The sequence below is a fragment of the Mesonia phycicola genome (assembly GCF_900141885.1).
Classification (GTDB): domain Bacteria; phylum Bacteroidota; class Bacteroidia; order Flavobacteriales; family Flavobacteriaceae; genus Mesonia; species Mesonia phycicola.
In genome coordinates, this window is record NZ_FQYY01000002.1 from 91,493 (window position 1) to 118,437 (window position 26,945).

28 protein-coding genes are annotated in these 26,945 nt (G+C 29.7%); 5 read left to right on the forward strand and 23 right to left on the reverse strand.

Annotated features, from left to right (window positions below; genetic code table 11):
• Positions 1–106: 106 nt before the first annotated feature.
• The 4 genes from BUC03_RS03155 to BUC03_RS03170 are packed head-to-tail and all read right to left on the reverse strand — an operon-like array spanning position 107 to position 4,641.
• Entirely contained in the window at positions 107–1,075 is a 969-nt protein-coding gene (locus BUC03_RS03155; protein ID WP_073148177.1) for an ABC transporter permease, read from the reverse strand.
• Between the two features lie 19 nt (positions 1,076–1,094).
• Positions 1,095–2,621, reverse strand: a complete 1,527-nt coding sequence (locus tag BUC03_RS03160) for a sugar ABC transporter ATP-binding protein (protein WP_073148179.1) — start codon at positions 2,619–2,621, stop codon at positions 1,095–1,097.
• A gap of 15 nt (positions 2,622–2,636) precedes the next feature.
• Positions 2,637–3,704 carry a substrate-binding domain-containing protein gene (locus BUC03_RS03165; protein ID WP_073148181.1) on the reverse strand — a complete coding sequence of 356 codons (1,068 nt, stop codon included), beginning with the start codon at positions 3,702–3,704 and terminating at the stop codon, positions 2,637–2,639.
• 31 nt (positions 3,705–3,735) lie between these two features.
• On the reverse strand, positions 3,736–4,641 hold the full coding sequence (locus tag BUC03_RS03170; RefSeq protein ID WP_234971594.1) for a hypothetical protein: 906 nt from the start codon (positions 4,639–4,641) through the stop codon (positions 3,736–3,738).
• Positions 4,642–4,872: 231 nt separating this feature from the next.
• Between BUC03_RS03170 and BUC03_RS03175 the strand changes: the two genes are divergently transcribed.
• From BUC03_RS03175 to BUC03_RS03190, 4 genes are all read left to right on the forward strand, one after another.
• Positions 4,873–5,604: an NUDIX hydrolase gene (locus tag BUC03_RS03175; RefSeq protein ID WP_073148183.1), complete on the forward strand. Its 732-nt coding sequence runs from the start codon at positions 4,873–4,875 to the stop codon at positions 5,602–5,604.
• Positions 5,605–5,732: 128 nt separating this feature from the next.
• A complete protein-coding gene (locus BUC03_RS03180) occupies positions 5,733–6,293 on the forward strand; it encodes a DUF4494 domain-containing protein (RefSeq protein WP_073148750.1) in 561 nt (186 codons plus the stop codon).
• Positions 6,294–6,448: 155 nt separating this feature from the next.
• Positions 6,449–7,072, forward strand: a complete 624-nt coding sequence (locus BUC03_RS03185; RefSeq protein ID WP_073148185.1) for a DEAD/DEAH box helicase — start codon at positions 6,449–6,451, stop codon at positions 7,070–7,072.
• A 20-nt stretch (positions 7,073–7,092) separates the two neighbouring features.
• Complete coding sequence (locus tag BUC03_RS03190) at positions 7,093–7,734, forward strand: thiamine phosphate synthase (protein WP_073148187.1); 642 nt, start codon at positions 7,093–7,095, stop codon at positions 7,732–7,734.
• A gap of 67 nt (positions 7,735–7,801) precedes the next feature.
• On the opposite strand, the gene BUC03_RS03195 is transcribed toward BUC03_RS03190, so the two are convergent.
• The 15 genes from BUC03_RS03195 to BUC03_RS03265 form a co-directional block, all read right to left on the reverse strand.
• Positions 7,802–8,572, reverse strand: coding sequence for a phosphoribosyltransferase family protein (locus tag BUC03_RS03195; RefSeq protein ID WP_234971595.1), 771 nt, complete (start codon positions 8,570–8,572; stop codon positions 7,802–7,804).
• 7 nt (positions 8,573–8,579) lie between these two features.
• Positions 8,580–10,034 carry a nicotinate phosphoribosyltransferase gene (locus BUC03_RS03200; protein WP_073148191.1) on the reverse strand — a complete coding sequence of 485 codons (1,455 nt, stop codon included), beginning with the start codon at positions 10,032–10,034 and terminating at the stop codon, positions 8,580–8,582.
• Between the two features lie 100 nt (positions 10,035–10,134).
• Positions 10,135–10,815, reverse strand: a complete 681-nt coding sequence (locus tag BUC03_RS03205) for an NUDIX hydrolase (protein ID WP_073148193.1) — start codon at positions 10,813–10,815, stop codon at positions 10,135–10,137.
• 126 nt (positions 10,816–10,941) lie between these two features.
• Positions 10,942–11,529 carry a DUF6515 family protein gene (locus tag BUC03_RS03210; RefSeq protein ID WP_073148195.1) on the reverse strand — a complete coding sequence of 196 codons (588 nt, stop codon included), beginning with the start codon at positions 11,527–11,529 and terminating at the stop codon, positions 10,942–10,944.
• 217 nt (positions 11,530–11,746) lie between these two features.
• Positions 11,747–12,040: an EF-hand domain-containing protein gene (locus tag BUC03_RS03215; RefSeq protein WP_073148197.1), complete on the reverse strand. Its 294-nt coding sequence runs from the start codon at positions 12,038–12,040 to the stop codon at positions 11,747–11,749.
• Positions 12,041–12,163: 123 nt separating this feature from the next.
• Positions 12,164–12,901, reverse strand: coding sequence for a LytR/AlgR family response regulator transcription factor (locus tag BUC03_RS03220; protein WP_200799123.1), 738 nt, complete (start codon positions 12,899–12,901; stop codon positions 12,164–12,166).
• Between the two features lie 3 nt (positions 12,902–12,904).
• The gene (locus BUC03_RS03225; protein ID WP_073148199.1) at positions 12,905–13,939 is read right to left on the reverse strand and encodes a sensor histidine kinase; all 1,035 of its coding nucleotides are present in this window, start codon (positions 13,937–13,939) and stop codon (positions 12,905–12,907) included.
• A gap of 316 nt (positions 13,940–14,255) precedes the next feature.
• Complete coding sequence (locus BUC03_RS03230; RefSeq protein ID WP_073148201.1) at positions 14,256–15,473, reverse strand: ABC transporter permease; 1,218 nt, start codon at positions 15,471–15,473, stop codon at positions 14,256–14,258.
• 2 nt (positions 15,474–15,475) lie between these two features.
• Positions 15,476–16,219 carry an ABC transporter ATP-binding protein gene (locus BUC03_RS03235; protein ID WP_073148203.1) on the reverse strand — a complete coding sequence of 248 codons (744 nt, stop codon included), beginning with the start codon at positions 16,217–16,219 and terminating at the stop codon, positions 15,476–15,478.
• A gap of 6 nt (positions 16,220–16,225) precedes the next feature.
• Positions 16,226–17,455, reverse strand: coding sequence for an efflux RND transporter periplasmic adaptor subunit (locus tag BUC03_RS03240; RefSeq protein ID WP_073148205.1), 1,230 nt, complete (start codon positions 17,453–17,455; stop codon positions 16,226–16,228).
• Positions 17,456–17,467: 12 nt separating this feature from the next.
• Positions 17,468–18,799 (reverse strand): TolC family protein, encoded by a 1,332-nt coding sequence (locus BUC03_RS03245; protein ID WP_073148207.1) that lies wholly within the window; start codon positions 18,797–18,799, stop codon positions 17,468–17,470.
• Between the two features lie 223 nt (positions 18,800–19,022).
• Positions 19,023–19,472 (reverse strand): KTSC domain-containing protein, encoded by a 450-nt coding sequence (locus BUC03_RS03250; RefSeq protein ID WP_073148209.1) that lies wholly within the window; start codon positions 19,470–19,472, stop codon positions 19,023–19,025.
• A gap of 108 nt (positions 19,473–19,580) precedes the next feature.
• The gene (locus tag BUC03_RS03255; protein ID WP_073148211.1) at positions 19,581–19,799 is read right to left on the reverse strand and encodes a VF530 family protein; all 219 of its coding nucleotides are present in this window, start codon (positions 19,797–19,799) and stop codon (positions 19,581–19,583) included.
• A gap of 48 nt (positions 19,800–19,847) precedes the next feature.
• Positions 19,848–20,072, reverse strand: coding sequence for a hypothetical protein (locus BUC03_RS03260; protein ID WP_073148213.1), 225 nt, complete (start codon positions 20,070–20,072; stop codon positions 19,848–19,850).
• Between the two features lie 25 nt (positions 20,073–20,097).
• Positions 20,098–21,429 carry a DEAD/DEAH box helicase gene (locus tag BUC03_RS03265; protein WP_073148214.1) on the reverse strand — a complete coding sequence of 444 codons (1,332 nt, stop codon included), beginning with the start codon at positions 21,427–21,429 and terminating at the stop codon, positions 20,098–20,100.
• Positions 21,430–21,599: 170 nt separating this feature from the next.
• On the opposite strand from BUC03_RS03265, the gene BUC03_RS03270 reads away from it, so the two are divergent.
• A complete protein-coding gene (locus BUC03_RS03270; RefSeq protein ID WP_073148216.1) occupies positions 21,600–22,277 on the forward strand; it encodes a LytR/AlgR family response regulator transcription factor in 678 nt (225 codons plus the stop codon).
• 1 nt (position 22,278) lies between these two features.
• Here BUC03_RS03270 and BUC03_RS03275 read toward each other — a convergent pair whose 3' ends face one another.
• The 4 genes from BUC03_RS03275 to BUC03_RS03290 all read right to left on the reverse strand — a co-directional run bounded on the left by BUC03_RS03275 (position 22,279) and on the right by BUC03_RS03290 (position 26,936).
• On the reverse strand, positions 22,279–23,736 hold the full coding sequence (locus tag BUC03_RS03275; RefSeq protein ID WP_073148218.1) for an alanine racemase: 1,458 nt from the start codon (positions 23,734–23,736) through the stop codon (positions 22,279–22,281).
• A 15-nt stretch (positions 23,737–23,751) separates the two neighbouring features.
• Positions 23,752–25,515: an FAD/NAD(P)-binding protein gene (locus tag BUC03_RS03280; RefSeq protein ID WP_073148220.1), complete on the reverse strand. Its 1,764-nt coding sequence runs from the start codon at positions 25,513–25,515 to the stop codon at positions 23,752–23,754.
• Entirely contained in the window at positions 25,516–26,520 is a 1,005-nt protein-coding gene (gene sbnA, locus BUC03_RS03285; RefSeq protein ID WP_073148222.1) for a 2,3-diaminopropionate biosynthesis protein SbnA, read from the reverse strand. It abuts the gene before it with no gap.
• Between the two features lie 224 nt (positions 26,521–26,744).
• A complete protein-coding gene (locus BUC03_RS03290) occupies positions 26,745–26,936 on the reverse strand; it encodes a cold-shock protein (protein WP_073148224.1) in 192 nt (63 codons plus the stop codon).
• Positions 26,937–26,945 lie beyond the last annotated feature (9 nt).

Here is a 26,945-nt window from a genome sequence, read left to right on the forward strand (position 1 = left end):
TAAGGAAGGTTAGTTTATTCTAATAGATATACTAAAAAATGTAGGTAAAAGCATTTTCACTTATACCTACATTTATCAATTATATGTAAGTAATTAAAATGAAAGTTTATTTACTTTCAAACTTTTGTAATAACACTGCAAAAATTATAATTACCCCTTTTACTACTTGTTGCGGATAAGATGGTACATTTAATAAATTAAGAATATTACCTATTAAACCTAAAATTAGTACTCCCATTAGCGTGTTTATAGCTGTACCTTTACCTCCATTTAAACTAGCACCACCAATTACTACTGCGGCAATCGCATCTAGCTCCCAAGCCATTCCCATATTTGGAGAACCTAAATTAGTTCTAGAAGCTACAATAATTGCTGCAGTTGCAGCCAATGCACCAGAGATAGCATATACTAAAAACTTATACTTATTTACTTTAATACCAGATAGTCTAGAGGCTTCTTCGTTACTTCCTATAGCTATAATTAATCTACCAAAAACATTGTAACGCAACATTACCATTGCCATAATTACGATTATAAAAAACACAATAGCGATATTAGGTATACCCAAGGTAGAGTTATTGGCAAAATTAGACATAAACTGTCCGCCAACGGTGGTAAATGTTACTGGAGAACCTTTAGAGTAGATAAAACTCATACCTCTAGCTACCGTCATTAATGCTAGAGTAGCTACAAATGGAGCCATTTTTTGGTAAGCTACCAAATAGCCAGAAATACTACCCAAACCAAAACCTAGTAATAATGTAAATAAAATTGCCACGGGCAAAATAAAGATGTTAACTAAAATAGCAAACATTACCGCCAAAAGGGCAACCATAGAGCCTACAGATAAGTCTATACCTCCTGTTAAAATTACAAGAAGCATCCCAATACTAATAATACCAATACCAGAAACTTGTTTTAGTAGGTTAGATAAATTAACAGATGTAAAAAATACATCAGATATAAATGCTGAAAATATTACTAATAGTATAAATATAAATATAGTATTGTATTTTACTAGAAACTTAAGAATGCCTCCTGGACTGCTTAATTGTTGTTTTATTGTTAAAGCCATAACGCAAATGTTTTTTTAATTAGATTGATACTTTTTTTAGAGGTTCACCTATAGATAGGCGTAAAATGTTTTCTTCAGAAAATTGCTCTTTAGCTAATTCGCCATAAACGGTACCTTCGTGCATAACTAAAATTCGATCTGAAATACCCATAATTTCTGGCATATCTGAAGAGATTACTACAACCCCTACTCCTTTTTTAGCTACTTCATTAATTAGATTATAAATTTCAATTTTTGCTCCTACATCTACACCACGTGTAGGCTCATCTATAAAAATTACTTTACTATCTATGCTTAACCATTTGGCTAGAGCTACTTTTTGTTGATTACCACCACTTAGGTTTTTTACATCAATTTCTGAATGTGGAGTTTTAATATTCAGTTTTTCTATTAACCCTAGTACTTTTTTGTATTCATTGTCTATGTTTATAAAACCAAGTTTACTAGAAATAGAATCAAAACTGGTAACACTTATATTTCGTCTAATAGATAAAGGTAAAAACACCCCTTCTTCTTTTCTATCTTCAGAAACTAAACCTATTTTATATTCTGCAGCATCTACAGGAGAGTTAGTTTCTATTTCTTCTCCATTTAAAATTATTGTACCAGATTTTTTCTTATCTGCTCCAAAAATAAGTTTAGCTGTTTCTGTTCTTCCGCTACCACCCAATCCTGCAATACCTAATACTTCTCCGGGTTTTACATCAAAAGAAACATTGTGAACTAGCGTATTTTTAGAAGTTAAATTTTTCACTTCAAAAACAGGTTTGTCTCCTATTTTTATATCTCTTTTAGGGTACAAATCATTTAATTCTCTACCTATCATTAAATGTATAACTCCGTCTTTATCTGTATTTTCAATAGCCATTGTACCAGTATCTACACCATCTCTTAATACAGTTACAGAGTCTGCTATGGTAAAAATTTCATCTAAATGATGTGATATGTATATAATAGATACCCCAGATTTTTTTAATTGAGATAGTATATTAAATAGTTTTTTAACATCATTAGGATCAAATACTGTTGTAGGTTCATCTAGCACTAAAACTTTGGTGTCTTCTGCTATTGCTTTTGCTATTTCTACTACTTGTTTTTGAACAATACTTAAGGTTTTAACTTTTACAGAAGCATCTATCGTAAAGCCTAAAGAATCTAGTAATTTTTGAGCATCTTGGGTTAAACTCTTCCAATTCATCCAGATTTTATTTGCACCTAATTTGTGTAAATAAATATTTTCTGCAACCGATAAATCGTTAACTAAAGATAATTCTTGATATACTACATTAATACCCAATACTTGACCTTCATGCGTATTTTTAGGATTTATTTCTTGACCGTCTAAAACCACAGCACCAGCATCTTTTTGGTGTACTCCACTTAATATTTTAATTAATGTAGATTTTCCTGCTCCATTTTCTCCCAACAAAGCGTGAATTTCTCCAGCCTTAACTTTGAGGTTTACATCTTTAAGTACAGAAACAACCCCAAAACTTTTGGATATTCCTGTCATTTCTAAACGATATTCTATTTCTGAATTTTTCATGTTTACAATTTAAAATTAGAAAATAGCGTTAGGGTTGTAATATTCTGCAGCATTCTCTTTAGTAATTAATAACGGAGCTGTGTAAGATTTTTTATTGAAGTCTCTTTTTCCGTTCATATACTCTATGGCATATTGTACTGCATTTTTACCAATTTGCACAGGACTATTCATAGCTGTGCAGCCATAAAAATCAGTTTCCATAATATATTTAATAGCCTCTTTTTGTCCATCTGCTCCTGCTACAATTAAAATATCATCTGTTTTACCTGCTTGAGCTATTGCTTTAATTGCACCTAATACACAAACATCAGATTCTGTAATTACTACATTAATATCTGGGTGAGCTACTAAAATATCTTCCATAGCTTGTAAACCACCTGCGTAAGACCACTCAGTATATGCTTGAGTTTTTACATTTAAAGTGATTTTACCTTGTGCTCTTAATTGCTCTTCTGTAATACCTTGCAACAAACCTTGTTTACGTGTACGACCCACTGGGTTACCAGCGTTACCACTTAAAAGTGCAATATTCATAGGTTTACTACCAAATTTTTTAGCTAACCACTCCCCTGCTAATTCTCCGTTTGCCAAATTGTTAGATTGAATTGTTGTTACAAAATCTGCCGTTGGATTAATAGAACTATCTATAATAAAAACAGGGATACCTGCGGCTTTTGCCATTTGCGTAACACCTACCAAAGCATCTGGATCTTTAGGGTTTAGTAGTAAAGCATCTACCCCTTTGGTAATTAAATCTTCTACCGCTGCAATTTGTTTGTTGATATCATTTTGCCCATCTGCAGAAATAAATTCCATTCCGTTTTTTTCTGTAGTAGATTTTATACTTTGCCATAAGGCTTGGTAATACGGAGCGTTTAATGTTGGAGAACAATAGCCTATTTTTTTACCTTTTAAATCAATTTTACTCTCAAATACATCTTTTACTTCTTCTGTTGAAGTATTTTTAAGAGTTTTGGTTTTATCTAATTGTTCTGCACAACCAATTAAACTACTTGTTAAAATGATGAAAAATAACAGTGATACTCCTTTAGCAAGTTTGTATGTAGAAAATTTTGTTTTCATAATCTTAGATTTTTAAATAATTAATTACCGATTAAAATAAAGTAAGATCAAATTGTAATACGGTTCTTTTCTGTTCTGGATTCCACATTAAGGTTACATCTACCGGAAGCGTATGTTTTAGTACTTCAAATTGTTTATTGTAAGTTACACCAACATTAATAATATTGCCAGTACCTTCTGTATAAAACGTTTTCGTAGTTAAAAAAGACCAAGCCCCACCAGCAAAAAGTGAAACACTAGAGTTTTCATTTTTCCAAACTTTACTACTCACTTCAAAATAATGTGTCCAAGAGTTTTTTAAATTTCCATTATCTTCTACTTCATAATCTCCAGAACCACCTCCAATAATAGTAGCTAAGTATAAAGATGTGCTTGGTAATACTTGGTAGCCAAAATTTAAATCTACAAAGTTATAGCCTTGGGTTTTATCATAACTCCAGTAATTTAACTCGTCTCCTCTCTCTTCTACCCCTGTAAAATTGTTATGAGTTACTGCTTCTATAAAAAACTTATCTGAAAAACGATATTTCGTATAAATAGAAACCTCTTTGTAATAAGCACTTTCATTCTCTCCAGTAGTAATGTTTTTTACATCTACAGAAGAAAAACTTGCTCCCCCCCAAAATCCAAAAGTGAATTTTTCATTTTTAGAGTTATATTCAATATTGGTAGCAATCATAGCTCCAGGATGTACTACAAAACCATGCCATGTATGCATATTTTTTAGGTGTGCACCAATACTTACAGGAGTATACTTTTTTTCTGCAGTAACTTCTTCACTCACTAGAGTATCATTTGTTACCTCTGCATATTGAGCAGTAATTACATTTGCAAAAAAGAACAATGCTATTTTAATGATTAATAAACTTCTTTTAGCATTCACTTTGCTGCTATAACCAAAGCTCTTTTTTAGTGGTGGGGTAAAATTTTTATTCATTATTAAATATTTTTAGATAACATTTTATAAACGTCATCTTTACGTTTGTTTTTCAAATATATCTTAATTTTTTTATAAAAACCTAATTATTCAAAATAAAATACAGAAATAAATGCGCTATCCTTAATTTTATTAGCGTTTATATAGGTTATTATTAATAATTAATTACATTTACTAACGTTTTTAAAACGTTTAATCTATATTTGAAAAATATTCAACATACAACTATTTATGAAAAACGAGAAAATATTAAATGTATCTGTAGATTGTGTTGTGTTTGGGTACGATGTTGCTACAAAATCTTTAAACGTATTAGTAATAAAACGTTTTTTAGAATCTGAAAAAGAAGTTTTAGTAGATGATTATGTATTAACAGGGTACCACGTTTACCAACACGAAACCTTAGATGATACTGCTACTAGAGTATTAAAAGAATTAACTGGATTAACCAACCAATACAAGAAACAATTTAAGGCTTTTGGTAATCCTGACCGTTTGACTAATGAAAAGGATTTAATTTGGATTAAAAATGAAGAATTTAATACCAGAACCTTTACCATAGCTTACTACTTTTTATTAAAAACAGATGATGTTGATTTAAATAAAAATGAACACCAAGCAAAATGGTTTCCTGTTAATAATTTACCAGAACTAGGATTTGATCATAAAAAAATAATTACAGAAGCTTATGAAGATTTAAAGACAAAATGTTTGTCTGAACCTATTATTTTTAAACTATTACCAGATAAATTTACCATTAATGATGTGCAAGATTTATACGAATCTATACTAGGTATAAAAATAGATAATAGAAATTTTAGAAGAAAATTGATTAATAAAAAATACATCATAGCTTTAGATGAAAAACAAGTTGGAGTATCTAAAAAACCAGCTCAATTATATATATTTAGTAAAGATGTATATGACAAAATGTTTCAAAAAAACTATTTAATTAATATTTAAAATTTCTATAAGTAGCTCACTTTAAAACTGCTAAAAATTTATACTTCAAATTGTGAATATCTATCTTCTGTTTTAAGGCATTTGCTAGTAGCTAAACCTTATTTTTGGCATCCTTAAAACAAAAAGATATGAGTGCAACTTGGTATGAATGTAAAGTAAAATATAGAAAATTTGACGAAGCCTCTGGTACGCAAAAAGTAAAAACAGAAGCTTTTTTGGTAGATGCTATTTCTTATACAGAAGCAGAAACTAGAATTACAGAAGAGATGGCTGCTTATTTGATGGAAGGTGAAGAAATTAAAATTACCAATATCAAAGTAGCTAATTACGCTGAAATACATCCGTTTGAAAACTCTGATAGATGGTTTAAATCTAAAATATCCCTTATTGCTTTTGATGAAGAAAGCGGTAAAGAGCGTAAGACCAATTTATACTTGTTAGTACAAGCTAATGATGTAAAAGAAGCTTTTGAAAATACCATCACCACAATGAAAGATACCATGGGTGAATATAGCATACCTGCCGTATCAGAATCTCCTATTATGGATGTTTTTCCCTATTTTTCTGATGAAGAAGATCAAGCAGAACTTGCAGAAGAGTTTACCAGACTAAAAAACTCTGTACCTGTAAATAATGATGAAAATGAAGAGTTAGCAATGGAAGACTCTTTTATCTCTGAAGCAGAGTAAATTAAAAAATAGAAGTTGTTTACAGTAATAATGGTGTAAATAACTTCTATTTTTCACTATCACTTACAGAAAAAACCACATCACTCTCTTTAATTGGGTATACCTAAGTATATTTGTAACCTATTATAAATTAACTGAAAAAATTATCTATTTCTATGTTTCCCAAGCCTTTTAAAAAATTACACGATCATCTGAAAGAAACATTAGAAAATCGAGAAATTACCACCCCAAATTCTCTGCAAATTAACAGTATACCAGTAATTAAAAGTGGTATTAATACATTTTGTATAGCCCCAGCAGGTAGTGGTAAAACTACAACACTTATACTTACCACTTTACAAGCGTTACAATGTGAAGCGGTTGGAGAAGCACCTAGAGCTGTTGTTTTGGTAGAAAATAAAGAAAAAGCATTAGAAATGCAAGATGCATTTATGCCATTTACCAGACGTACTTCTTTGCGTTTGTATGTAGCTCACGAAAAAATGCACATAGATTTGCAAAAATCTGAAATTTTAGCTGGTATAGATATACTTATTTCTACACCTAAAAATTTAAATAAATTATTTTTACTGAATGGTGTACATACTTCTCAAATAAAAATCTTTAGTGTAGATGATGCAGATTTTCTTGCTCAACAATCAGACTATGCAGCGCTTTTATCTATAAGTCAAAGTATAATAAAAAGTCAATACGTTTTATATTCTGAAAAGTTAGATGCTAAACTAAAACGTTTTGAATCTTATTTTATGGAGTATTCTAAAAAAGTTAGTGATCAATAAACAAGTAAATACTTCACTAAATGATACCAAAATTACACTATATAACCGAAGGAGATTCTGCTAAAATACACCTAGAGAATCTTCAAAATGCGTGTACTTCTGGTGCCGAGTTGGTTTTATTAAATTTAGATCACCTTTCTGATAAAAAATTTTTAAAATATGCTCTTGAAGCTAGAGAAATAACAAGTCATTTTCAAACAAGACTAATTATTAGAAATCGTTATAAAGTTGCTAAAGAAATAAAAGCTGATGGAGTACATTTAGAGAAATCTAACACCTCTCCTTCTCTATTAAGTAAAGAGTTATTTACTTGGCAAACCATTGGCGCAACTGCCAATAATCTAGAAGAGTGTGAAACTTTAATTAAAGAGGAAGTAGATTATTTATACTTAGCTCCTTTTCAAAAAAAATCATCTTCTGAGAATCTTGATTTAGCCTTAGGGTTAAACGGATATACCTTAATTTTAGAAGCATTAAATACTACTACGCCAATACTTGGTTATGGAGAAATTACTCTACCAGAAGTAACTGCTATTTTAGCTACCGGTATTTCTGGCGTAGCAGTAGACCGAGCTATTACTGCTAATTTTAATAGTACAAGAGACTTTAATTTGTTATTAAATGCCTCTTCTACCCAAGAGCAGCGTCATAGTTTTAAATAAACTGCACCGCTTTATAAATATTAAAAGCCTCCAAATTTTTTAGCAAATAATGGAGGCCTTTTAGTTTTTAAAGAATACCTTCTAATTTATACTGAGTAACATAATCACTAGTTATCTCTTTAAAACTATTGGTACAATAAATATGGTCTATAGTTTCTTTTAATTCTTCAAACCCGTAATTAAATTGGCCGTGCGTAACATATAAATTCACTTTAGTAGCTCCTTGTTTTTTAAGAGCTTCGGCTAAAAATTTAAAGGTTCTTCCGCCATCAGCTAAATCATCTACAATTAAACATTCTTTGCCTTTCACATCTCCTTGAATACTAATTATAGGAGCTCCATTTACCCTTACTTTGTTAGATGGAACTAAATCTGCATTTAGTTTTTCTGCAATTTCATGTGTAGTTTTATAAGCTCCTGCATCTGGACTTACCAATACTGGATTTCCTATTGTGTGAAATGCTTTTTCTACGAAACTGAAATGTGATATTTTTTCTGAATTGTTAATTAAAGCCAATGAAATAGGGCTATGCGGATGCAGAATATAAACTTTATCAAAATTCATAGAATTAATAAAATTGCATATTACTTTTAAATCAAACGACTCTCCCTTATTAAAACGCCTGTCTGAACGTTGACCTATTAAACAAAATATAGTTAATTGGGCTACTCCAAGTTTGTTAGTAGTATTTTCAGCATCCCAAGCCTCTTTTATGGAGGCCACTTTAAATAAATCTTTATAACTATTTCCTCTAATTTTTATATGAAGGTCTCCACTTTCTACTATTTTAGCAGCAATTTGGCCATCATTAAAATCTTTTATTTCATATTTCATCATACTTAGTTTAAAGATTTTGATTAATGCGATCTCTAATTTCTTGTATATTCACTTGATTTAAAAATTTACCATTTTCGTAAATAACTTGTAAAGCACCTTTATTCTCTTGCTCTGGTGTTACTTGGTCTACTAGTGTAAATTCCCCATCTACTAAGTCTACCTTTATTAATCCTTTTGCAGATTTTTTTACACCATTATCTGTAATTGGATCTTTAAAAATTTCTCTTCGTTCTCCATTAACTACTACAGAAGTTGCTTTCATTGCAAAACCAAAAGTATCTCTAGTATTATATTGATAAGTAAATGAACCAATCCCTAAAACAACATTCGTTGTAGCAAAGCCTTTATCACTTAACCGTTGACAAATATTTTCTGCTCTTTCTGTAGTTATACTATCTCCATAAATAGCACCTATATGGCTATCTAAAACTTTATAACCTTGTTGGTTAATAGAGCCTCCAAAAATATCCCACAATAACTCCACAACTCCTTTATCTTTTGGATTTTTGCCTCCTAGTTCTTTAGTTTCCCCACAAATAATATCTACAGGATCTCCACTATCTGGTCTTATAACTAATTTACCATCTCTAGCTAAAACTTCTTCTTTCAATTTTGGTAAATACTCTGTTAGTACTTTCCACAAATCCCAAGTATCACTTACTACAGATAGAATTCCTGTTGGGTATGTATTCATTAACGCTTTAAAAGTACCTATTTCATCATCTTTCGTACCAGCACACATCACAGAGTGTTCTGTTGCATTTACAGAGCCTACTACAAAGCCTTCTGCTTTATAATATTTACGCAAGCTACTAATTACTGGTAACGTATCTGAACCTAAAAATACAGCAGCATGTCCCATACCAGAAGAAATAGCACTTTGTAAACCACCCATACCTCTCATAGAAAAATCGTGACCTTGAAAATCTATAAATGCTAAATTATCTTTATCTGTTTTTAGTGTCCAATCTTTAAATATTCTTTTATAACGTAAAGCTATAGAAGCAGACGTCATAGGTTGCCAAAGCATGGTAGATAAAATAGTTTCTAAAAAATTAGTTATCCAATAGAACTTTTTACTTGTATTTACTACCGTTACCATAGGCACTCTAATAGGCACCTCTACTCCTTCTGGTAAAGATTTTACTTTAATTGGTAAATATTGTAAATCGTGTAAATCTTCAAAATGAGTAACATCATAATCTGTATTTAAATACAAGGATAATTCTTCTTTTAGCTCATTGCAAACTTCACCTTTTGGCTTAGAAAAAAAATTCGCTTCAAAATAATCATGCAACCATTGAAAAACATATTGTTGCCCAAATGACACTACTTTATCACAGCCTTTAGGTGCATAACTATTGCTTCTTGGTGTCCAGTTAGAATATACCTCTTCTGTACCTTTTGGGTATTGTTGGTGGTGTCCTGTTTTATATCCGTCTGTTAAAAATAATCCGTTCATAATATTTGTATTTGTGTAATTATAACACAAACTTAAATTAGTTGTAGTTATTAAGCAAGTTTATTTGTGTTAATTTTACACAAACTATAAAATTTTAAAATTATATTTCAAAAATGATACCTTCGTTTTTTAATTGAAAATACCTTTCTTTATTGAATTTAAATAAGTTAGCTGGTCTACCAGAACCTCTAGAAATTTTTTCGTCTAATTCATCTAAAATATTTAAACTCAATATTTTCTTTCTGAAATTACGTCTATCTATGGTTCTACCAAGAAGCGTGGTATATAATTTTTCTAAATCTGAAAAAGGGAATTTATTATCTAGCAATTGAAAACCAATAGGCTCATAAGTTATTTTTCCTTTTAATCTCGCAATTGCGAGTTTTAGTATTTTATCGTGATCAAATGAAAGTTTAGGAAGCTCGGTAGTTTTAAACCATTGTACATCTTCTGCATCTGTAGCTGCAGCAATTTTAAAATTACTAGGTTTTATAAGACCAAAATAAGCTACAGAAACTACCCTACTTCTTGGGTCTCTTTCTGGTTGTCCAAAAGTATAGAGTTGCTCTAAATAATTAATTTGCAAACCAGTTTCTTCATTAAGCTCCCTTTCTACAGCATCTTCTAAAGATTCTTCTTGTAAAACAAAACCACCAGGTAGTGCCCATTTACCTTGAAATGGTTTATATTTTCTTTTAACGAGTAATACTGAAATAGTTTCTGTTTTAGCTTCATAGCCAAAAACCACAGCGTCTACAGTAAGTTTGATGGACTGTTTCATATTAGCGTATTTTATACGCTAATATATAAAATAATACGCATAAAAAATTAGAAATGAAAAGAGGGCAATTAACTTAATAACTACCCTCTTTTACTAACCAATCAATCAATAATCAAACAATTATTTTCATTCTACGTCTATAATACCTACTACTTCGTAAGCTCTAGTACCGTTAACTTGTATTTTTTCATATAATACATTTGCATATTCATAGTAAGTAAGACCATCTATAGTTACTTTTTCATAATCTGCAGGAAGTTCTGACACTACTGTACCTATTTCTGGTTCTACAACTTCATAAGTATTATTCACTTGTATGTAAAATATACCATTTGCGTTATAAAATGTTCTATTATTATAATTTATGCGGATAAAATTATTTGGTAATGTATTTACTCTAAACCCTACCTTTGGTGCTATAGATATGTAACGCCCTCCAGAATATGTATAGTACTTTTGATTAGTGTAATAGTAGTTATTACCATTATGTTTTATTACTGTTTTATTAGGTAAATTACGTACACTTTTAATTTTTTTAGATTCTTTTTTGTAAGTTACCTTACTTCTTGAAACGTGATTTGTAGTATTTCTTGTAGAAATAACTTTAGTAGTTTTAGTGTTTTTATTACTCCTGGTTGTTTGTGCAGATATATCTAAACTAGTAACAAATACAAGTATAGCAACGAAGGTAAATGCTTTAATATATAGTTTCATAACTCTTTTTAATTACGTTAAACTTCTATTATAAATTAGATGATGTAATCTCTAATTATGATATAAAGATATAGTAGATAAGAGTTTTTGTAAACTAAAATAGACCAACAGGTAAAATTTATCTACCAGAAATATTATTTTCTAGATATAAATAATAACAAAAAAAGAGCATACTCATAAAAGTATGCTCTTTTAAAAACCAACCTATTAATTTATCTTATAATAAATCTAATAAACCTGTTAATTCTGATAGGTTTAAACTAGAATTGTTATTTGTATCTAATACATCAAAATTTTCTGATACAGAACCAATAGCTTCTGAAGAACTTATTTCTTCATTATTATCTGTATCTAGTAAATTAAATAATGTTGTAATTTGTTGTACTGTAGAGTTAGAACTTAAAGAACCTAATAAGCTTGCAGCAGTAGATGCTTGTGAAGTTAAACCTGATGTGCTATCACAGCTAACTAAAGTAGCAGCAAATATTAAAGCTAGTATTGTTTTTTTCATAATATTGGTTATTTCTATTTTAATGTACGGCAAAAATATTGTCATTCTTGTTTAGTAAGAATTAAATTAGACCATTTCCCTATATCTATCTACAAAATGACTTAATCTATAGATGAATGTAAATTATAAGTTTAATGAGTTATTGTTTACAAATTCTAAAAATTTAGGCTTATAATTTTCTGAAACAGTGATTCTTTGCTGATTGATAATAATTTGGCTTCGCTCTATAACTTCAATATTTTTTAAAGAAACAATAAATGAACGGTGTATACGCATAAATTGAGTTTCTGGTAATTCTTCTTCTAAAGATTTTAAACTCATCAAAGTCAAAATTGGTTTAGGATTGTCTTTTAACCAAATTTTAATATAATCTTTTAAACCCTCAAAATACAATACATCTGCCAGTTTAATACGTAATTGTTTGTATTCAGATTTTACAAATAGAAATTCTTTTTCTTCAGAAATTATGTTTTGTTTATTTCCATTTTTAACTAGTTTAAACCACGTATTTGCCTTATTTGCTGCCACTAAAAATTCTGCATAATCAAATGGTTTTAAAAGATAATCTAACGCTTCTACTTTAAAACCCTCTAAAGCATATTGATCAAAAGCGGTGGTAAATATAATACGTGTTTCTTTAGGTATCATTTTAGAAAATTCTATTCCTGTTAAATCTGGCATTTGAATATCTAAAAACAATAAGTCTACGGGATTATCTTTAATAAACTCCATAGCATCAATAGCACTATTACACTTCTTTTTTAGAATTAAAAACGGGGTTTTTTCTACATAACTTTCTACTAAATTAAGAGCCATTGGCTCATCATCTACTATAACGCATGATATTTTTATATTACTCATAATTTAGTTGATTTTTAGTTCTAATACTGCTATAAAACGATTATTATCTACAAATGTTTTAAAATTGTTTTTATGCGGATACAATAATTCTAATCGTTTTTTAATATTAATTATTCCAATACCAGAACCACTTTTATCTTCTACTTTTTTTGGGAAATTATTGTTTTCAATTTTAAACATTATGGTATCTCCTGAATAAGTCATATTAATATCTATAGTACTTTCTTTACTAGCAGAAACCCCATGCTTAAAAGCGTTTTCTATTAAAGATATAAATAATAATGGAGCTATTTTTACAGTGTTTACTTGTTCTGGAAAAGAATAACTAACGCTTGTTTTATCTGATACTCTTAATTTCATTAAATCTATATATTTTTTCATGAAATCAATTTCTTTATTTAAAGGTACCAACTCAACATTTGTTTCATATAGCATATAACGCATAAGTTTACTTAAACTATGAATAGATGCTTTTGCTTCATTTGGAGATATATCTACCAATGCATAAATATTATTTAAAGAATTGAAAAAGAAATGCGGTTGTAATTGATAATGTAAATGTTGTAACTCTGACTGTAGTTTAAAATTTGCCGCTTCTTTACGTTCTGCTTCTGTTTTCACCCATCTTTTTGTGGTTTTTACTGCAATAGCGAAGAATAAAGGTGCCATATAAGATACCATTTGCACGTATACAAACATCTTGAAAGGAGGACCTGTATTGTCATTTTCATTTTTCTTTCTTATTAAATCTTCATAGAAAGTATTTTCTATGTACTCTTTTAAAAAAATGAATAATGCTATAATTATCACATTAATTAGTACGTAAACAAATGCTTTTTTAGTAAATAAAAAACGATCTATAATTACTAAGTAATTGACGTAAAATACAATTACTGAAAAAAATAAAGGAATCCAGAAATGTGCAATTACTCTATTAATTTCTTGTTCTTGCCCGTAAGATAATAAATAGGGCATACTGAATAATACAAACCATACTAAGGTATGTGATAAAATAGTAACTTTTGTATTTCTATGCATATTACTTTAATTTGAATTATTGATTTTACATTTTATAAAATCAATAATTCAAATATAAATTTATTTATAATTTTCTCTTGTTTTAATAGATGATTAGGTATATAAACTATATGAATATTATAATTATATCGATATAATTTTATTGCCACCCTCCTCCAAGTGCTCTGTATAGTTGAATTACTGCTTGTTTTACTTTATAATGTAAGAATATTTTCTCAAAATAGTAAAGAAACACTGGGTTAACTGCTACTCAGTTTAGAAAAAGAAAGATATAATAAAGAGAGCAAAAATATTTTTGCTCTCTTTATTACAAATATTACTCATAACGTAATGCCGTAATAGGGTCTAATGCGGCGGCTTTTTTTGCAGGGTACCATCCAAAGAATATACCTGTAATTGCACATACTGCAAAAGATACAATAATAGAATATAAAGCTACACTAGTTGGCCAGTGCAAGAAATTTTCTATAAAAACGGTAGCTGTAAGTCCCAGTAAAACTCCTAACAACCCACCTGTTATACTTATTAAAATAGCTTCTATTAAAAACTGCATTAATATATCTGAACCTTTACCACCAACTGCCATACGCAAACCAATTTCTTTGGTACGCTCTTTAACAGAAACATACATAATATTCATAATACCAATACCACCAATTAATAAAGAAATACTTGCTACTGCAACTAATAAAATAGTGAGCATTTCACTGGTTGAACTAAATGTTGAAATTAATTCTTCCATAGAACGTACCGTAAAATCATCATCTTCACTATCTAATAATTTGTGTTGTGAACGTAAAATTTCTGTAACTTGCTCTACAACTTCTGAGGCATCATCTTCACTAACTGCAGATGCCATTATTTGATTTAGATAATCTATTGCTAGAATACGTTTTTGTACGGTTGTATATGGTGCAATTACTACATCATCTTGATCTTGACCAAAAGTATTTTCTCCTTTTTCTTCTAAAACTCCAATAACTTTAAATGGAATATTATTAAAACGAATCATTTTACCTACTGGTTCTTCATCTGGAAAAACATTATCTACTACCGTTTGCCCAAGCAACACTACTTTAGATGCAGACTGTACTTCAGCATCTGTAAACATGCTTCCGCTTTGTAGGCCAACTACTTTAATATTTAAGTAATCTGGATTTACACCATAAATAGTACTTGGCCAGTTATTAGAACCATTAATTACTTGTCCGCCGCCATTTACTACTGGAGTTATGTAATTAATTAAGCTTACTTCTTCTTTTATTTTTTCGTAATCTTTATAAATAAGAGTTTGTACATCTCCTCCACTTCCTCTTGCTGGACCTCTATCATCTGCTCCAGGTCTAACAGTAACCATATTAGAACCCATAGCAGAAATAGTTTCTCTAATACTTGCTTTAGAGCCTTCTCCAATAGCTAACATTGCAATAACAGAAGCTACACCAATAATAATCCCTAGCATGGTAAGCAAAGTTCTCATTTTATTAAGAACAATTGCTTTAAAGGCTATCTTTAATAAATTTAATATTCTCATAATTAATGATCTTCTTTAGGTAAATTGGCCAGTTGTTGTGCAGCAGACTGAATATTTGAATTTATTTTATCTTGAATAATATTACCATCTTTTAAAATGACGGTTCTATTACTAAATACTGCAATATCTGGCTCGTGAGTAACAAATGCTATGGTAATACCTTTACTATTAAGCTCTTGAAATAAAGACATAATTTCATAAGAGGTACGCGTATCTAAGTTACCAGTTGCCTCATCTGCTAATATTAGTACTGGTTTATTTACCAGTGATCTTGCTATTGCTACTCTTTGTTGTTGCCCTCCAGAGAGTTGGGAAGGAGTATGATGTAATCTTTCTCCTAGCCCAACCATTTTTAAAGCTTCAATAGCTCTTCTTCTTCTCTCTTCTGTAGATACTTTACTATTGTATAATAATGGTAATTCTACATTTTCTATAGCAGAGGTTCTTGCTAATAAATTATAAGATTGAAAAATAAAACCAATTTTCTCGTTTCTTATATTTGCTAATTGATTTCTATTAAGATCTTTTACACGTACTCCATCAATTTCATATGTACCTGAAGAGGGTTGGTCTAAGCATCCTAAGATATTTAACATTGTACTTTTACCAGAACCACTAGAACCCATAATAGTTACAAACTCCCCTTCATGTATGGTAAATGAAATTCCTTTTAAGGCGTGAACAGTTTCACTACCCATAGTAAACTCTCTTTTTAAGTTTTCTATTTTTATTATTTCTTTACTCATCTCTTTTTATTTTTTTTTGGCTCCAGGTGGTTTTGGCATAAATGGACTTTCACCAGCTCCTGATTGACCTGAAACTACATTTGCAGCTCCACTTAAATCGTAAACTAATTTTTCACCTTCTTTTATACCACTCAATATCTGCACGTTAACCCCATCACTTGCACCTAAAGTTACTTTTCTTGGAGTTATAGCTCCATTACTTTCTAACACCCAAAGGGTAGTTTCTTCTTCTTCATTTTCTGTTGGAGGAGCTGGACGATTTTGAGAATTTCCTTCTGCTTGAAGGTTTTCTTGTTCATTATAAGCCATTAATACGGGCGGAGAAGGCTTGAAATTAACTGCTTTTGCTTCTGTTGTTAATACATCTTTCAGCTCTAAAGTGTAAATAGATATGGTGGTAGTTAAACCTGGTTTTAATTTTAAATTAGGATTATCTGCTTTTATGATAACCGTATAAGTAATCACGTTAGATGATTCTGTATAATCTAAACGTACTTGCGTTACTGTACCTTTAAATATTTCACCTATATAAGCATCTACTGTAAAATCTACATGTTGACCTTCTACTACGTTTCCTATATCTGCTTCATCAACATCTGCCTCTACTTGCATTTCTTTTAAGTCTTGTGCAATAGTAAATAATGTTGGTGTACTATAACTTGCTGCTACTGTTTGGCCTTCTTCTATATCTTTAGATAGTACTACCCCATCAATAGGAGAATATATATTTGCGTAGCCTAAGTTAGTTCTTGCAGACTCTAAATCTGAATAACGTTGTATTACGGTTCCTTTTGCTGTTTCGTAATTATAAGTAGCATCATCAAAATCTGACTTGCTAATTACTTTATTATCGTATAATGTTTTTTGTCTATCATAGATAGTTTTCATGTAATTTCTTTGGCTAACAGCATTATCGTAAGATGCTTGTGCTTGTGTAAGGGCAGCTTTAAGGTTAGTTTTATCTAATTCTGCAATTAGCTGCCCTTCTTTTACTTCACTATTATAGTCTACGTAAATTTTCTCTACTACTCCAGATACTTGTGTACCTACATCTACTTGATTAATAGGTTCTATTGTTCCTGTTGCTGTTACCAGTGTGGTAATTTCTCCCTTTTGAGCTGTTATAGTTTTTGCTTCAATAGGTATTGCATCATCTGGTTTTAAAAAGCTATATGCTACAACTGCTATAACTACTATAACAATGATGGATATAATAATATTCTTTTTATTTTTCATTTTATTTATAGATTAAAGTTTGATATCGTTTCCTTGGTAAAATTGTAATAATTGATAGTATAAAATGTTTAAATACTTAGACTGTAAATAATTTTGCTGAGCATTGGTATAGGTATTTTGGCTAATTACTAAGTCTGTTGTACTTAAATCTCCTAATTCATATTTCTTTTGAGCAAGTAAATAACTTTGTTCTGCAGCTATTTTTGATGCTTCTGATGCTATTACTTGTTCTTGTGCAGATAGAGCGTTTTGGTAAGCTGTTTCTACCTTTTTATAAATTTCTTTTTCTGTAATTTGCTTTTGAATTTTAGCTTTCTCAATGTTTAGTGTAGCTGTTTTTACTACCGCTTTGGTTTCATTTCTATTAAATATTGGAATTGTTAGAGATAAACCTACACGTTGATTAAAATTGATGTCAAATTGATCTGAAAATGTTTCGTCATCTATACTGGTGTACCCTGTACCTAAACTACCTGTTAAAGATAAAGTTGGTAAATACCCTCCCTTAGCTATGTCTAATTGTTTTTCGTTAGAAGCAATACTTAAATCGTTTACTTTAACTTCTGGTAAAGTTTCTATTGCACTACTGTATAATTCTGTTTTATCTAATGCTTGACTTATTAAACCTGGCGTATCATCTACTTTCTCTATTTCTAATTCTTCAGATAATGGTAGTTCTAATAACTGTTTTAATGTAATTAAGTATTGTTGGTAATCATTTTTAGCTGCAATAACATTATATTTATTAGTAGCTAGTTGACTTTGAGCTTCTGTATAATCATTTAAAGCAATAGTACCTGCATCTAATCTTGCTTTTGCTCTTTCTACTTCTTTTTCTGAAGCTTCTAAATTATTGTTAGCTATAGTAATACTTTCTTTGCTATAAAGCGTTTGTAAGTAGGTTTCTAATAAGTTTAAAACTATATTATTTTTTTCTACTTCTTCTTGAAATATACTTTGCTCTGTTAATAATTTATTTTGCTTTATTTGGTTAGTAATTTGGCTACCTTGAAATAAGGTTACCGCTGTATTTAATCCTACATTAGTACTATGTATTTGATCTGTAACATAATCACTTGTAATAGGGTCTATCGTATTACCACTAGAAAAACTTTGAGAACCGCTACCATATAAATTAGGCAACCTAGAAGATTTTGCTTGATAATAATCTACCTCTGCAATGTTTTTATTTAAAGTGGCTTCTTTTACTGTTATATTATTTGCTAATGCATAATCAATACAGTCTTGTAAAGACCAAACTTTAGAAACTTTATTTGTTTCTTCTTCTTGTGAAAAAGTTAGCTGAACAAATAAAAAACTTGCTATGATAATATATAGTTTCATTGATGAAGTGTTTTTAATTTACATATCAAATATGTGACTATATTGTACCTTATAAAATAGTAATAGATGTTTGAGAGAATTGCCTATACAAAGCATTCTATTTTATCGATGAAATTTTTTATAAATAGAAGAAATAGTGAGGTATTTTATATATATAAAAACCTCTCTAAAACTAGTTTTTAGAGAGGTTTTGAGATTAAAAATATTTAGATAAAAGCTTATTTTATGCTTCTTCCATTGTTCTTTTTGATTTTCTATAAAGGTAATTAGGGTAAATAGATCTTTTAGCAAAACGGTTAAGTTTATTACTATTAATCATTTTTATATATACTTGTTTTGTAACACCAAAATACTCGTAAGTAGTACCATCTAAAAAAGTAATTTCTAATAACAAACCTTTATGCTGGTAATCTGCTATACCAGAATTTGTGATGGTTTCTGTATATGCCTCTAGATTATCTGCTATTGTTTCTGGAGCAATACTCACTAAAAAATGATAACCATCTATAATTTGTCTACTCTTTAACTCTGCTTCTGCTTGTAAAGCGTCTCCATTTTGAAATTTATCTGGGTGCCATTCTTTAACTAAATTACGGTAACTCTTTTTTAGAGCTTTTAATTCAATTTCTTTTTCTACCCCAAAGAGTTTTTTGTATTCGTTAATACGCTTCATATTGCATTTTTATTTGAAGGCGCGAAAGTAAGCGATATTATGTTACAAATTACATTCTTACAACATTAAAGTTATAATTAACAGTAAAATATATTATTAGTTCTAGATTTACTTTTTTGTTTTTAAGTAGAGGTTTTCTACTTTAGTTCTTGCCCAAGGTGTTTTTCTTAAAAAATTTAGGCTCGATTTTAAAGTAGGATTTGATTTAAAACAATTAATATTAATACGCTGAGCTAAACCATCCCAACCATAATAATCTATTAAAAATTCAAGTATATCTTTAAGTTTTACGCCGTGTAACGGGTTGTTAGGTTGTATTTCACTCATTTTAATAGTGCTGTATAAATTTTAAATAGAAAAGAAATAGTAAATCTACTAATCTTCCCAACCACAAAGGGTTCTATTTAGGCTTTTGGCTTTTTCTTTGGTTACGCTATAAATATCTGTAGAACAATTAGAGAGTCCTCTACAATTCTTTTTTAAATGGTATTTTTTACTGGATGGACCTTTACATATATACACATTTTCTGTAACAGGATAGGTAAAAGCACTTAAAGATATTACTAATCCTACAAATAATACGTTTAATTTTGTTTTCAAAACTTACAGTGAATCAATTAAATAATTATTTTTTGTTTAAATTTTCTGAAGGAAGGTGACTTGTGTTATTTTGTGCTATGTAATGCGCCAATACTTTTTCTATAAGCTCATCTTTAGTAAGGTGATGAAAAACTGTTTTTACTTTCGTTTTAAATTCCTCAGAAATTTCACGATTGGGTTTTGTTTTAAATATTTTTTTAGCCCACAACAGAGTGTTATTTTCTTCAATACTTTGAGCATCTGCTTTTTTTAGAGGTTTAAAAACAATACCTAATTCTTGCTCAAAATCTGCTATTTCTGGCACTTCTTCTTCTTGTAATATTGTCAAAGAAAAACCTTTGGCTCCTGCTCTAGCCGTTCTACCACTTCTATGTACATATGCATCGTAAGTATCTGGCAAATGGTAATTTACTACATAACTAATATCTTTTACATCTATACCTCTTGCAGCTAAATCTGTAGCAACTAAAATATCTATATGCCCTTCTCTAAACTGCCCCATAATACGGTCTCTAATTGCTTGAGTTAAGCTACCGTGAATAGAACCGGATGAGAATTTATTAATAGCTAATTTTTTTGCTAATTTGTTTACTGCAGCTTTTGTTTTGCAAAAAATAATACCACGCTCCCCTTCTCTTGTACTTAAAAAATGTAGTAATACTTCCAGCTTTTCAATAGGTTCTACTACTACGTATTGGTGATCTATACCTTGATGACCTATAGTCTGCATATCTGCCTCTAGGTGAATTACCTTTTTGGCTAAATAATTTTGAACTAATTGTTTAATGTAACCTGGCATGGTTGCTGTAAACAAAAATGTTCTTTTGGTTTTAGGTATTTCTTTTAAAATAGTTTCTACCTCTTCTTTTAAAGCGCTCAACATTTCATCTGCTTCATCTAAAACTAGATATTTCAAGCTTTTTAAATCAAGAGCATTTCTTTTATGTAAATCTATTAATCTACCAGGAGTAGCAATCACAATATGCGTTTTGCTTTTAAGCTGCTCAATCTGTGGTTTAATTGGCGTACCACCACAAATAGAAACAATTTCTACTGCAGAATTCTCTCCTGCAAAAGCAAGTAAATTAGTATAAATTTGTTGCCCTAATTCTCTAGTAGGTGCTAAAATAAGCGCTTGTATATCTTCATTTGCTGCACTTACTAGCTGTAATAATGGTAAACCAAATGCTGCTGTTTTACCTGTACCGGTTTTTGCTAAAACAACCACATCTTCTTTTTGATTTAGAATGGCAGGAATAGCTTTTTTCTGAATTTCTGTTGGTTCAGAAATTTGTAAATTCACTAAACTTTTCTGTAATTCTTCTTTAACTCCTAAGGCTGAAAATTGTTTTAACATTTTCTGTTTTTTTAGCAAAGATAACTACACTTTTCTTCTAAATACTATAAATTGAAATTCTTATTTTTTTAATATCCTTCTAGAAAAATTCAGCAATTTTGTTAATCAATCTCTATTTATTAAAGTTGATTTCTGTTAATTTGTAAGAAAAGAACTTTTAAACTAGAAAAATGAAGTATAACTGTATAATTGTTGATGACGAAGAATTAGCAAGAACTTTATTAGAAAGTTATATAAAGAAAATTGACTTTTTAGAGTTATTAAATTCTTTTGAAAGCCCAATTGAAGCTTTGCCTACCTTAAAATCTAACCAAGTAGATCTTCTGTTTTTAGATATACAAATGCCAGATTTAAATGGTACAGATTTCGCAAAAATGATTTCTCCAGAAACTAGGGTTATTTTTACTACTGCGTACTCTGAATATGCTTTAAAAGGATTTGAACTAAATGCTTTAGATTATTTACTTAAACCTATTACTTTTGAGCGATTTTTAACTGCCGTAAATAAACTAAAAGCTAATAAACAAAGTAATACTCCCCCTTCTGATATGGTTACGGTTAAATCTGGATATGATTTACACCGATTAAAAACAGATGATATTACTCATATTGAAAGCGATAGTGAATATGTTGTTTTTCATTACTTAGGAAAAAAATTAATGAGTCACCAAAGCTTGAAATCTTTAGAAAAAACGCTTAACAGCCAACAATTTTTAAGAGTGCATAGATCTTTTATTATTAACAAATCTAAAGTTACAGGGTTAAAAGGCCGAGATTTACTTTTGGGTAATTTAAAAATACCTGTAAGCGACTCTTATTATGAACGAGTAAAAAAAGATTTATTTTAAATTATAAATTATCATCGTTAATAAAATCTTTTGTGGTAGGTGCTTTATTTACATCTAATTTTTTGTAAATTAAATTGGTAGACAATTCAAATAAGTGAGCTTCTGTTTCAAAAAAATGCATCATATACCCTGCTGTATTTACAAACATTACTAAATCACCTATTTCTGGTAATTTTGGTAGTTTAATACTTCTTTTTAAAAGTATATCACGCTCTAAGCAGTAAGCTCCTGTAAAATACAAACTCACAGCCTCATCGTTACTTGTTACATCTTCTTGATAAACTACAAACGGATCTAATAAAAAATCTGCACTACTACTAAGCATTTGACTCATATTCATTTCTAACCCAACAAGCCATTGCCCTTTTGCATCTTGCTTACGATGTGCTACTTTTGCTACAGTTACCCCGACTTGATTTAATAAAGATCTTCCTGGTTCTATTCTTAGTTGAATATTATTTTCTATAGCTCTTTCTGAATTACTTAAACTACTGTCTTTAAAATCATTAACCAGCACTTCTTCAAGAAAAGATTCACTATTAACTTTATTGAAATACGGATAGGTTTTTAGGCTTCCCTGTAGTTTCCCTTCAATCATTTCATAACCTAAACCTGTACCATTAAATGTTAAACTTTCTTCTTTATTTTTTACAGAATCTTGTAGTTTTTTGTTAAACTGAATCCATTCATTTTCATCGGCTAAATAGTTAATTAAAATTCCGCCTCCCATATCTATAAACTCTATATTAATTTGATACTGATGTAGTTCTTCTACTAAATCTATACAAGTTTGTAGTGCTATGGCTCTTTGCTTGGTAGAATAACCATCTAAATGAAAATGTAAACCTTTTAATTTTAAGTTTTTGCATTTATTAGTAGTCACAAAATTCTCTACAATATATTCTTTAACTTTTTCTATATCAAAACCAAACCTACTATACAGTTTTTTATTATCTACCAAAAAACCACTAACTCTTAAAGCAATTAATGCATTTTTATTGATGCTCTCTGCAATTTGCTGAGTTAACTCTACCTCGTCATTATTATCTAACACAATGGGTATTTGTTTTTTTACAGCTAACGTAATTTGATCTTTTGTTTTTATAGCGCTAGTAAGTACTAAACTGTCTGTTTTACCTCCTAAAGAAATACTTTGTTGCAACTCTTTAAAGCTTGCTGTATCTACTCCAATCCCTGTATTTAAAGCCTCTTTTACCAAACCTTTACACTTGTTAGCTTTTCTAGCATAAAAAATTTGAGCGTCTACTTTTTTAGCTCTAAATACTTGCTGAAATTTTTTAATATTTTTATTAAAACTTGGAAGGTGATGAATATTTATAGGAGACCCATAATTATCTAATAAAGAATGTAAAAGGGAGCTATTTTGTAGAAGTTCTAACATCCAAGGGGATGTAATTGGGGTTAATCCTTCTGTTTTATTTCCTTTATAATAGTTCATTTTAGTTATGTTTTGTTAGTTGAGTTGCTCTGTTATATGCTTTGCCCAGTAAATACTAAAGTTGTTTTTACGGTTAGATAAAGTATCGTTATCAAAAGTAATTCCTTCTGTGGGTGTGCCGTAACAGCTTATATGTTTATTAATTTTCCCTTGATTATCTATAACTTGACCTTTTTTATTAATTGCCACTGCTCCTGTAGCATAAGACGTGCCGTTTGTATTTACAAATTCTGAAATAATACCTCGATTTAATATTTTACCAAATAAACCATCACGCTTTTGATTTTTTGCCGCTCTAGGAATTGTGGCATTTATATGAATATCTACATAATTAGTAGATTTTTTGTTGAAAATGGAGAAACTTCCATTTATATTCTCTTTAATTTTTGAACCACGAGCATAACTAAAATCTAAGATTTTACTTTTTATTAAGGCTTCTATTTTTCTCATATTTTGTACAGGCGGGCCGTAAGCTAACCTATTTAATAAACCAAAATACTGTGAATCAAATTTTTGATGTGACATTGCAGAAAGCCCTCCAAAACGGTATATCTTACTAAATAAAACGCTCATATTTCTTAAAGAAGAAATAACTGCTAACCAAGGGGAAGTTTCTTCATTTTCTTCTACTAAATCACAAATAAAATTTATATAAGGTAAAATATCTTTGTTAGAAAGGGTTTCTTTATTTGAAAATGGATTTATAAAAAAATTGCAATCAAATTTTTGTGCCTCTGGATATTGTTGATGAAATTTTTCAATTTGTAATTTAAAGGGAAATAAATCATCTGATAATTCAACATCAAAATTGTAATTACGAAAGTTCGTTTGATAAAAAATGAATAAACTCTCTTTTTTTATAACTGGTAAAATATCTTTCTGAAAATCAATAGATTTTTTACAAAGAAGTTGCTGCACAAAATCTTCTGTAAAAAATTTAAATTCAGTTACTTTGTCTGTATTTCCTTTTCTAGGAATCATGGGTAAACCACTTCTAGAATACGGATAGATAACTTTAGGTTCTCTACCAGAGGCTATGTATTTTATAGTATTATTTGATTTAATAAATTTTCCTCCTCTACCTTCTGTTAATGCTAGTACGACGTCTATAAAAGTTAACCCAATTCCTTTAATTGCTACAGTTTCTGTATTTAAAATATGCTGAAGTTTTTCTTGTACTGGATATACAAAATCAATATATTTTTTTGAATTGGTACTTGGTTTTATTTGATGTCTGTTCCAAAAGTGTCCTGTAGTTAACATTATTTCTTTAACGACAGAGTTTTCTTCTACTTTATCTGTATTAATTTGATATTCATTTTTAGTAGGGATAATATCTACAACGGTTGCTATATGCTTAGTTACACGTATATTATCTGGTAAATTAGATAAAAGCATAGACAAACAATACTCTAAATATTCTCCCACGGTTTTTCTAGATGAGTATGTATATTCTATTTCTTCAAGAGTTTTATTGGTTTTATTGGTTAACCAAGGTAAAAATTCTTGCAATTGTGGTAACTGCAGGTGAGGTATTTCTTTATTTTTAAAAGAGATATTATAATTAGCATAATTCATTAATAAATAATCTGGTTGGTCTGTTCTATAAACATCACCAGAGCCAAAAAAAGAGGTTCTATTATAGATATGAATATGTACTCTTTTTTTACTTTTTGTAGATTGTAAATTAGCTATTAAACGCTCTAAAGCAAATAAACCTTTGGGACCAAACCCAATAATAGCAATGGTTAAAAAAGTATTTTGTATTTTTTTTTCCATTTATTTAGTTCTAAACTGAACAAAATTATTAGCTTTCGGTATATTTTTATTTATCCAATCTTTATTATAAATTGTATCTAAATATCGCTCTCCACGATCACAAAGCATCATTACGCAATTACTATTTTTAGGTATTTTATATGCATATTGTTGTATAGCTTGTACTACACCTCCTGTACTACCTCCACACAAAATAGCTTCGTTACTTAAAAGAGACCAACAGCCTTTAATACAATCTAAATCACTTACTTCTACGTGGTCATACAATTTTGAAGTATCTAAAAATTGAGAGGGTACTGCCGCTCCGTGTCCCGGTACAATTCTTTTTTTAGATTCACCACCAAACAAAACACTACCTTTAGCATCTACTGCTATAATTTTTGTTGGTAATTGGTGCTTATGTATATAATTTGCACAACCCATAATAGTACCGCAAGTACTTGTAGCCATAAAAAGATAATCTACTTTTCTGTTTAAATCTTTAAAAATCTCTTCCATTGTTTGATGATGTGCTAACGGATTTGCTTGATTGCCGTATTGGTTAGTCCAGTAACTATTTGGTATATTATGTAATAGTTCTTGAATTTTAGCAAGTCTAGCTCCTAAAAAACCACCATCATCTAGTGGTTGCTCAACTTTAATAATTTTTACTTGATAGGTTTCTAACAGTTTTTGTGTATGCAGGTTAATTTTAGGGTCTACCACTACAATTAATTTTAAACCTAAGTACAGGCAAGCTTGCGCTAATCCTAAAGCCATATTACCTGAGCTAGATTCTACAATAGTGCTATTTTCATTAATAAGTCCTTTATTTAAAGCATCTTTTAATATACTTAATGCGGTTCTATCTTTTATACTTCCGCTTGGATTATTGTATTCTGATTTGCCGTAAACTTTAAAATCTTGGGCTATAAATAATTTAGAAAGTTGTACTAATGAAGTATTTCCTACAGTCTGAAGAATATTGGAAGCAATAGTACTCGGCTTGGTTTGTATGTTGATCATCTTTCTATTATTTAGTTTTAAGTTAAAAGCAATTCAAGAGATGAAAAGCCCAAAAATTATAATAAACCTAAATTATAGTTTAGAAAATATACCGAGTAAGAAGGAAATCATAAATTTTTACTAAGTAGGTGTTAACATATAAACCGTACTACTTGTAAAAATTAGGCATAAAAAAACCCATCTTAAAAAGATGGGTTTTACTGAAATCTTTAAAGATATATGAATTACAGTACTCTTACGTTTACTGCATTTAAACCTTTTTTACCTTCTTGTAAATCAAACTCAACTTCGTCACCTTCGCGAACTTCGTCGATTAATCCAGATACGTGTACAAAATGATCTTTGTTCACCCCTTCTTCAGTGATAAATCCAAAACCTTTAGTGTCATTGAAGAATTTTACTGTTCCTTTATTCATTGTAATGTA

Bases quoted from the DNA above. Each gene is read 5' to 3' on its own strand.
- BUC03_RS03210 (WP_073148195.1), bottom strand. From the start codon at position 11,529: ATGAAACTATATATTAAAGCATTTACCTTCGTTGCTATACTTGTATTT.
- BUC03_RS03155 (WP_073148177.1), bottom strand. From the start codon at position 1,075: ATGGCTTTAACAATAAAACAACAATTAAGCAGTCCAGGAGGCATTCTT.
- BUC03_RS03250 (WP_073148209.1), bottom strand. From the start codon at position 19,472: ATGAAGCGTATTAACGAATACAAAAAACTCTTTGGGGTAGAAAAAGAA.
- BUC03_RS03215 (WP_073148197.1), bottom strand. From the start codon at position 12,040: ATGAAAAAAACAATACTAGCTTTAATATTTGCTGCTACTTTAGTTAGC.
- BUC03_RS03270 (WP_073148216.1), top strand. From the start codon at position 21,600: ATGAAGTATAACTGTATAATTGTTGATGACGAAGAATTAGCAAGAACT.
- BUC03_RS03205 (WP_073148193.1), bottom strand. From the start codon at position 10,815: ATGAAACAGTCCATCAAACTTACTGTAGACGCTGTGGTTTTTGGCTAT.
- BUC03_RS03200 (WP_073148191.1), bottom strand. From the start codon at position 10,034: ATGAACGGATTATTTTTAACAGACGGATATAAAACAGGACACCACCAA.
- BUC03_RS03290 (WP_073148224.1), bottom strand. From the start codon at position 26,936: ATGAATAAAGGAACAGTAAAATTCTTCAATGACACTAAAGGTTTTGGA.
- BUC03_RS03245 (WP_073148207.1), bottom strand. From the start codon at position 18,799: ATGAAACTATATATTATCATAGCAAGTTTTTTATTTGTTCAGCTAACT.
- BUC03_RS03225 (WP_073148199.1), bottom strand. From the start codon at position 13,939: ATGCATAGAAATACAAAAGTTACTATTTTATCACATACCTTAGTATGG.
- sbnA (WP_073148222.1), bottom strand. From the start codon at position 26,520: ATGATCAACATACAAACCAAGCCGAGTACTATTGCTTCCAATATTCTT.
- BUC03_RS03170 (WP_234971594.1), bottom strand. From the start codon at position 4,641: ATGAATAAAAATTTTACCCCACCACTAAAAAAGAGCTTTGGTTATAGC.
- BUC03_RS03240 (WP_073148205.1), bottom strand. From the start codon at position 17,455: ATGAAAAATAAAAAGAATATTATTATATCCATCATTGTTATAGTAGTT.
- BUC03_RS03220 (WP_200799123.1), bottom strand. From the start codon at position 12,901: ATGAGTAATATAAAAATATCATGCGTTATAGTAGATGATGAGCCAATG.
- BUC03_RS03180 (WP_073148750.1), top strand. From the start codon at position 5,733: ATGAGTGCAACTTGGTATGAATGTAAAGTAAAATATAGAAAATTTGAC.
- BUC03_RS03165 (WP_073148181.1), bottom strand. From the start codon at position 3,704: ATGAAAACAAAATTTTCTACATACAAACTTGCTAAAGGAGTATCACTG.
- BUC03_RS03255 (WP_073148211.1), bottom strand. From the start codon at position 19,799: ATGAGTGAAATACAACCTAACAACCCGTTACACGGCGTAAAACTTAAA.
- BUC03_RS03195 (WP_234971595.1), bottom strand. From the start codon at position 8,572: ATGATGAAATATGAAATAAAAGATTTTAATGATGGCCAAATTGCTGCT.
- BUC03_RS03230 (WP_073148201.1), bottom strand. From the start codon at position 15,473: ATGAGAATATTAAATTTATTAAAGATAGCCTTTAAAGCAATTGTTCTT.
- BUC03_RS03175 (WP_073148183.1), top strand. From the start codon at position 4,873: ATGAAAAACGAGAAAATATTAAATGTATCTGTAGATTGTGTTGTGTTT.
- BUC03_RS03190 (WP_073148187.1), top strand. From the start codon at position 7,093: ATGATACCAAAATTACACTATATAACCGAAGGAGATTCTGCTAAAATA.
- BUC03_RS03160 (WP_073148179.1), bottom strand. From the start codon at position 2,621: ATGAAAAATTCAGAAATAGAATATCGTTTAGAAATGACAGGAATATCC.
- BUC03_RS03275 (WP_073148218.1), bottom strand. From the start codon at position 23,736: ATGAACTATTATAAAGGAAATAAAACAGAAGGATTAACCCCAATTACA.
- BUC03_RS03235 (WP_073148203.1), bottom strand. From the start codon at position 16,219: ATGAGTAAAGAAATAATAAAAATAGAAAACTTAAAAAGAGAGTTTACT.
- BUC03_RS03280 (WP_073148220.1), bottom strand. From the start codon at position 25,515: ATGGAAAAAAAAATACAAAATACTTTTTTAACCATTGCTATTATTGGG.
- BUC03_RS03265 (WP_073148214.1), bottom strand. From the start codon at position 21,429: ATGTTAAAACAATTTTCAGCCTTAGGAGTTAAAGAAGAATTACAGAAA.
- BUC03_RS03185 (WP_073148185.1), top strand. From the start codon at position 6,449: ATGTTTCCCAAGCCTTTTAAAAAATTACACGATCATCTGAAAGAAACA.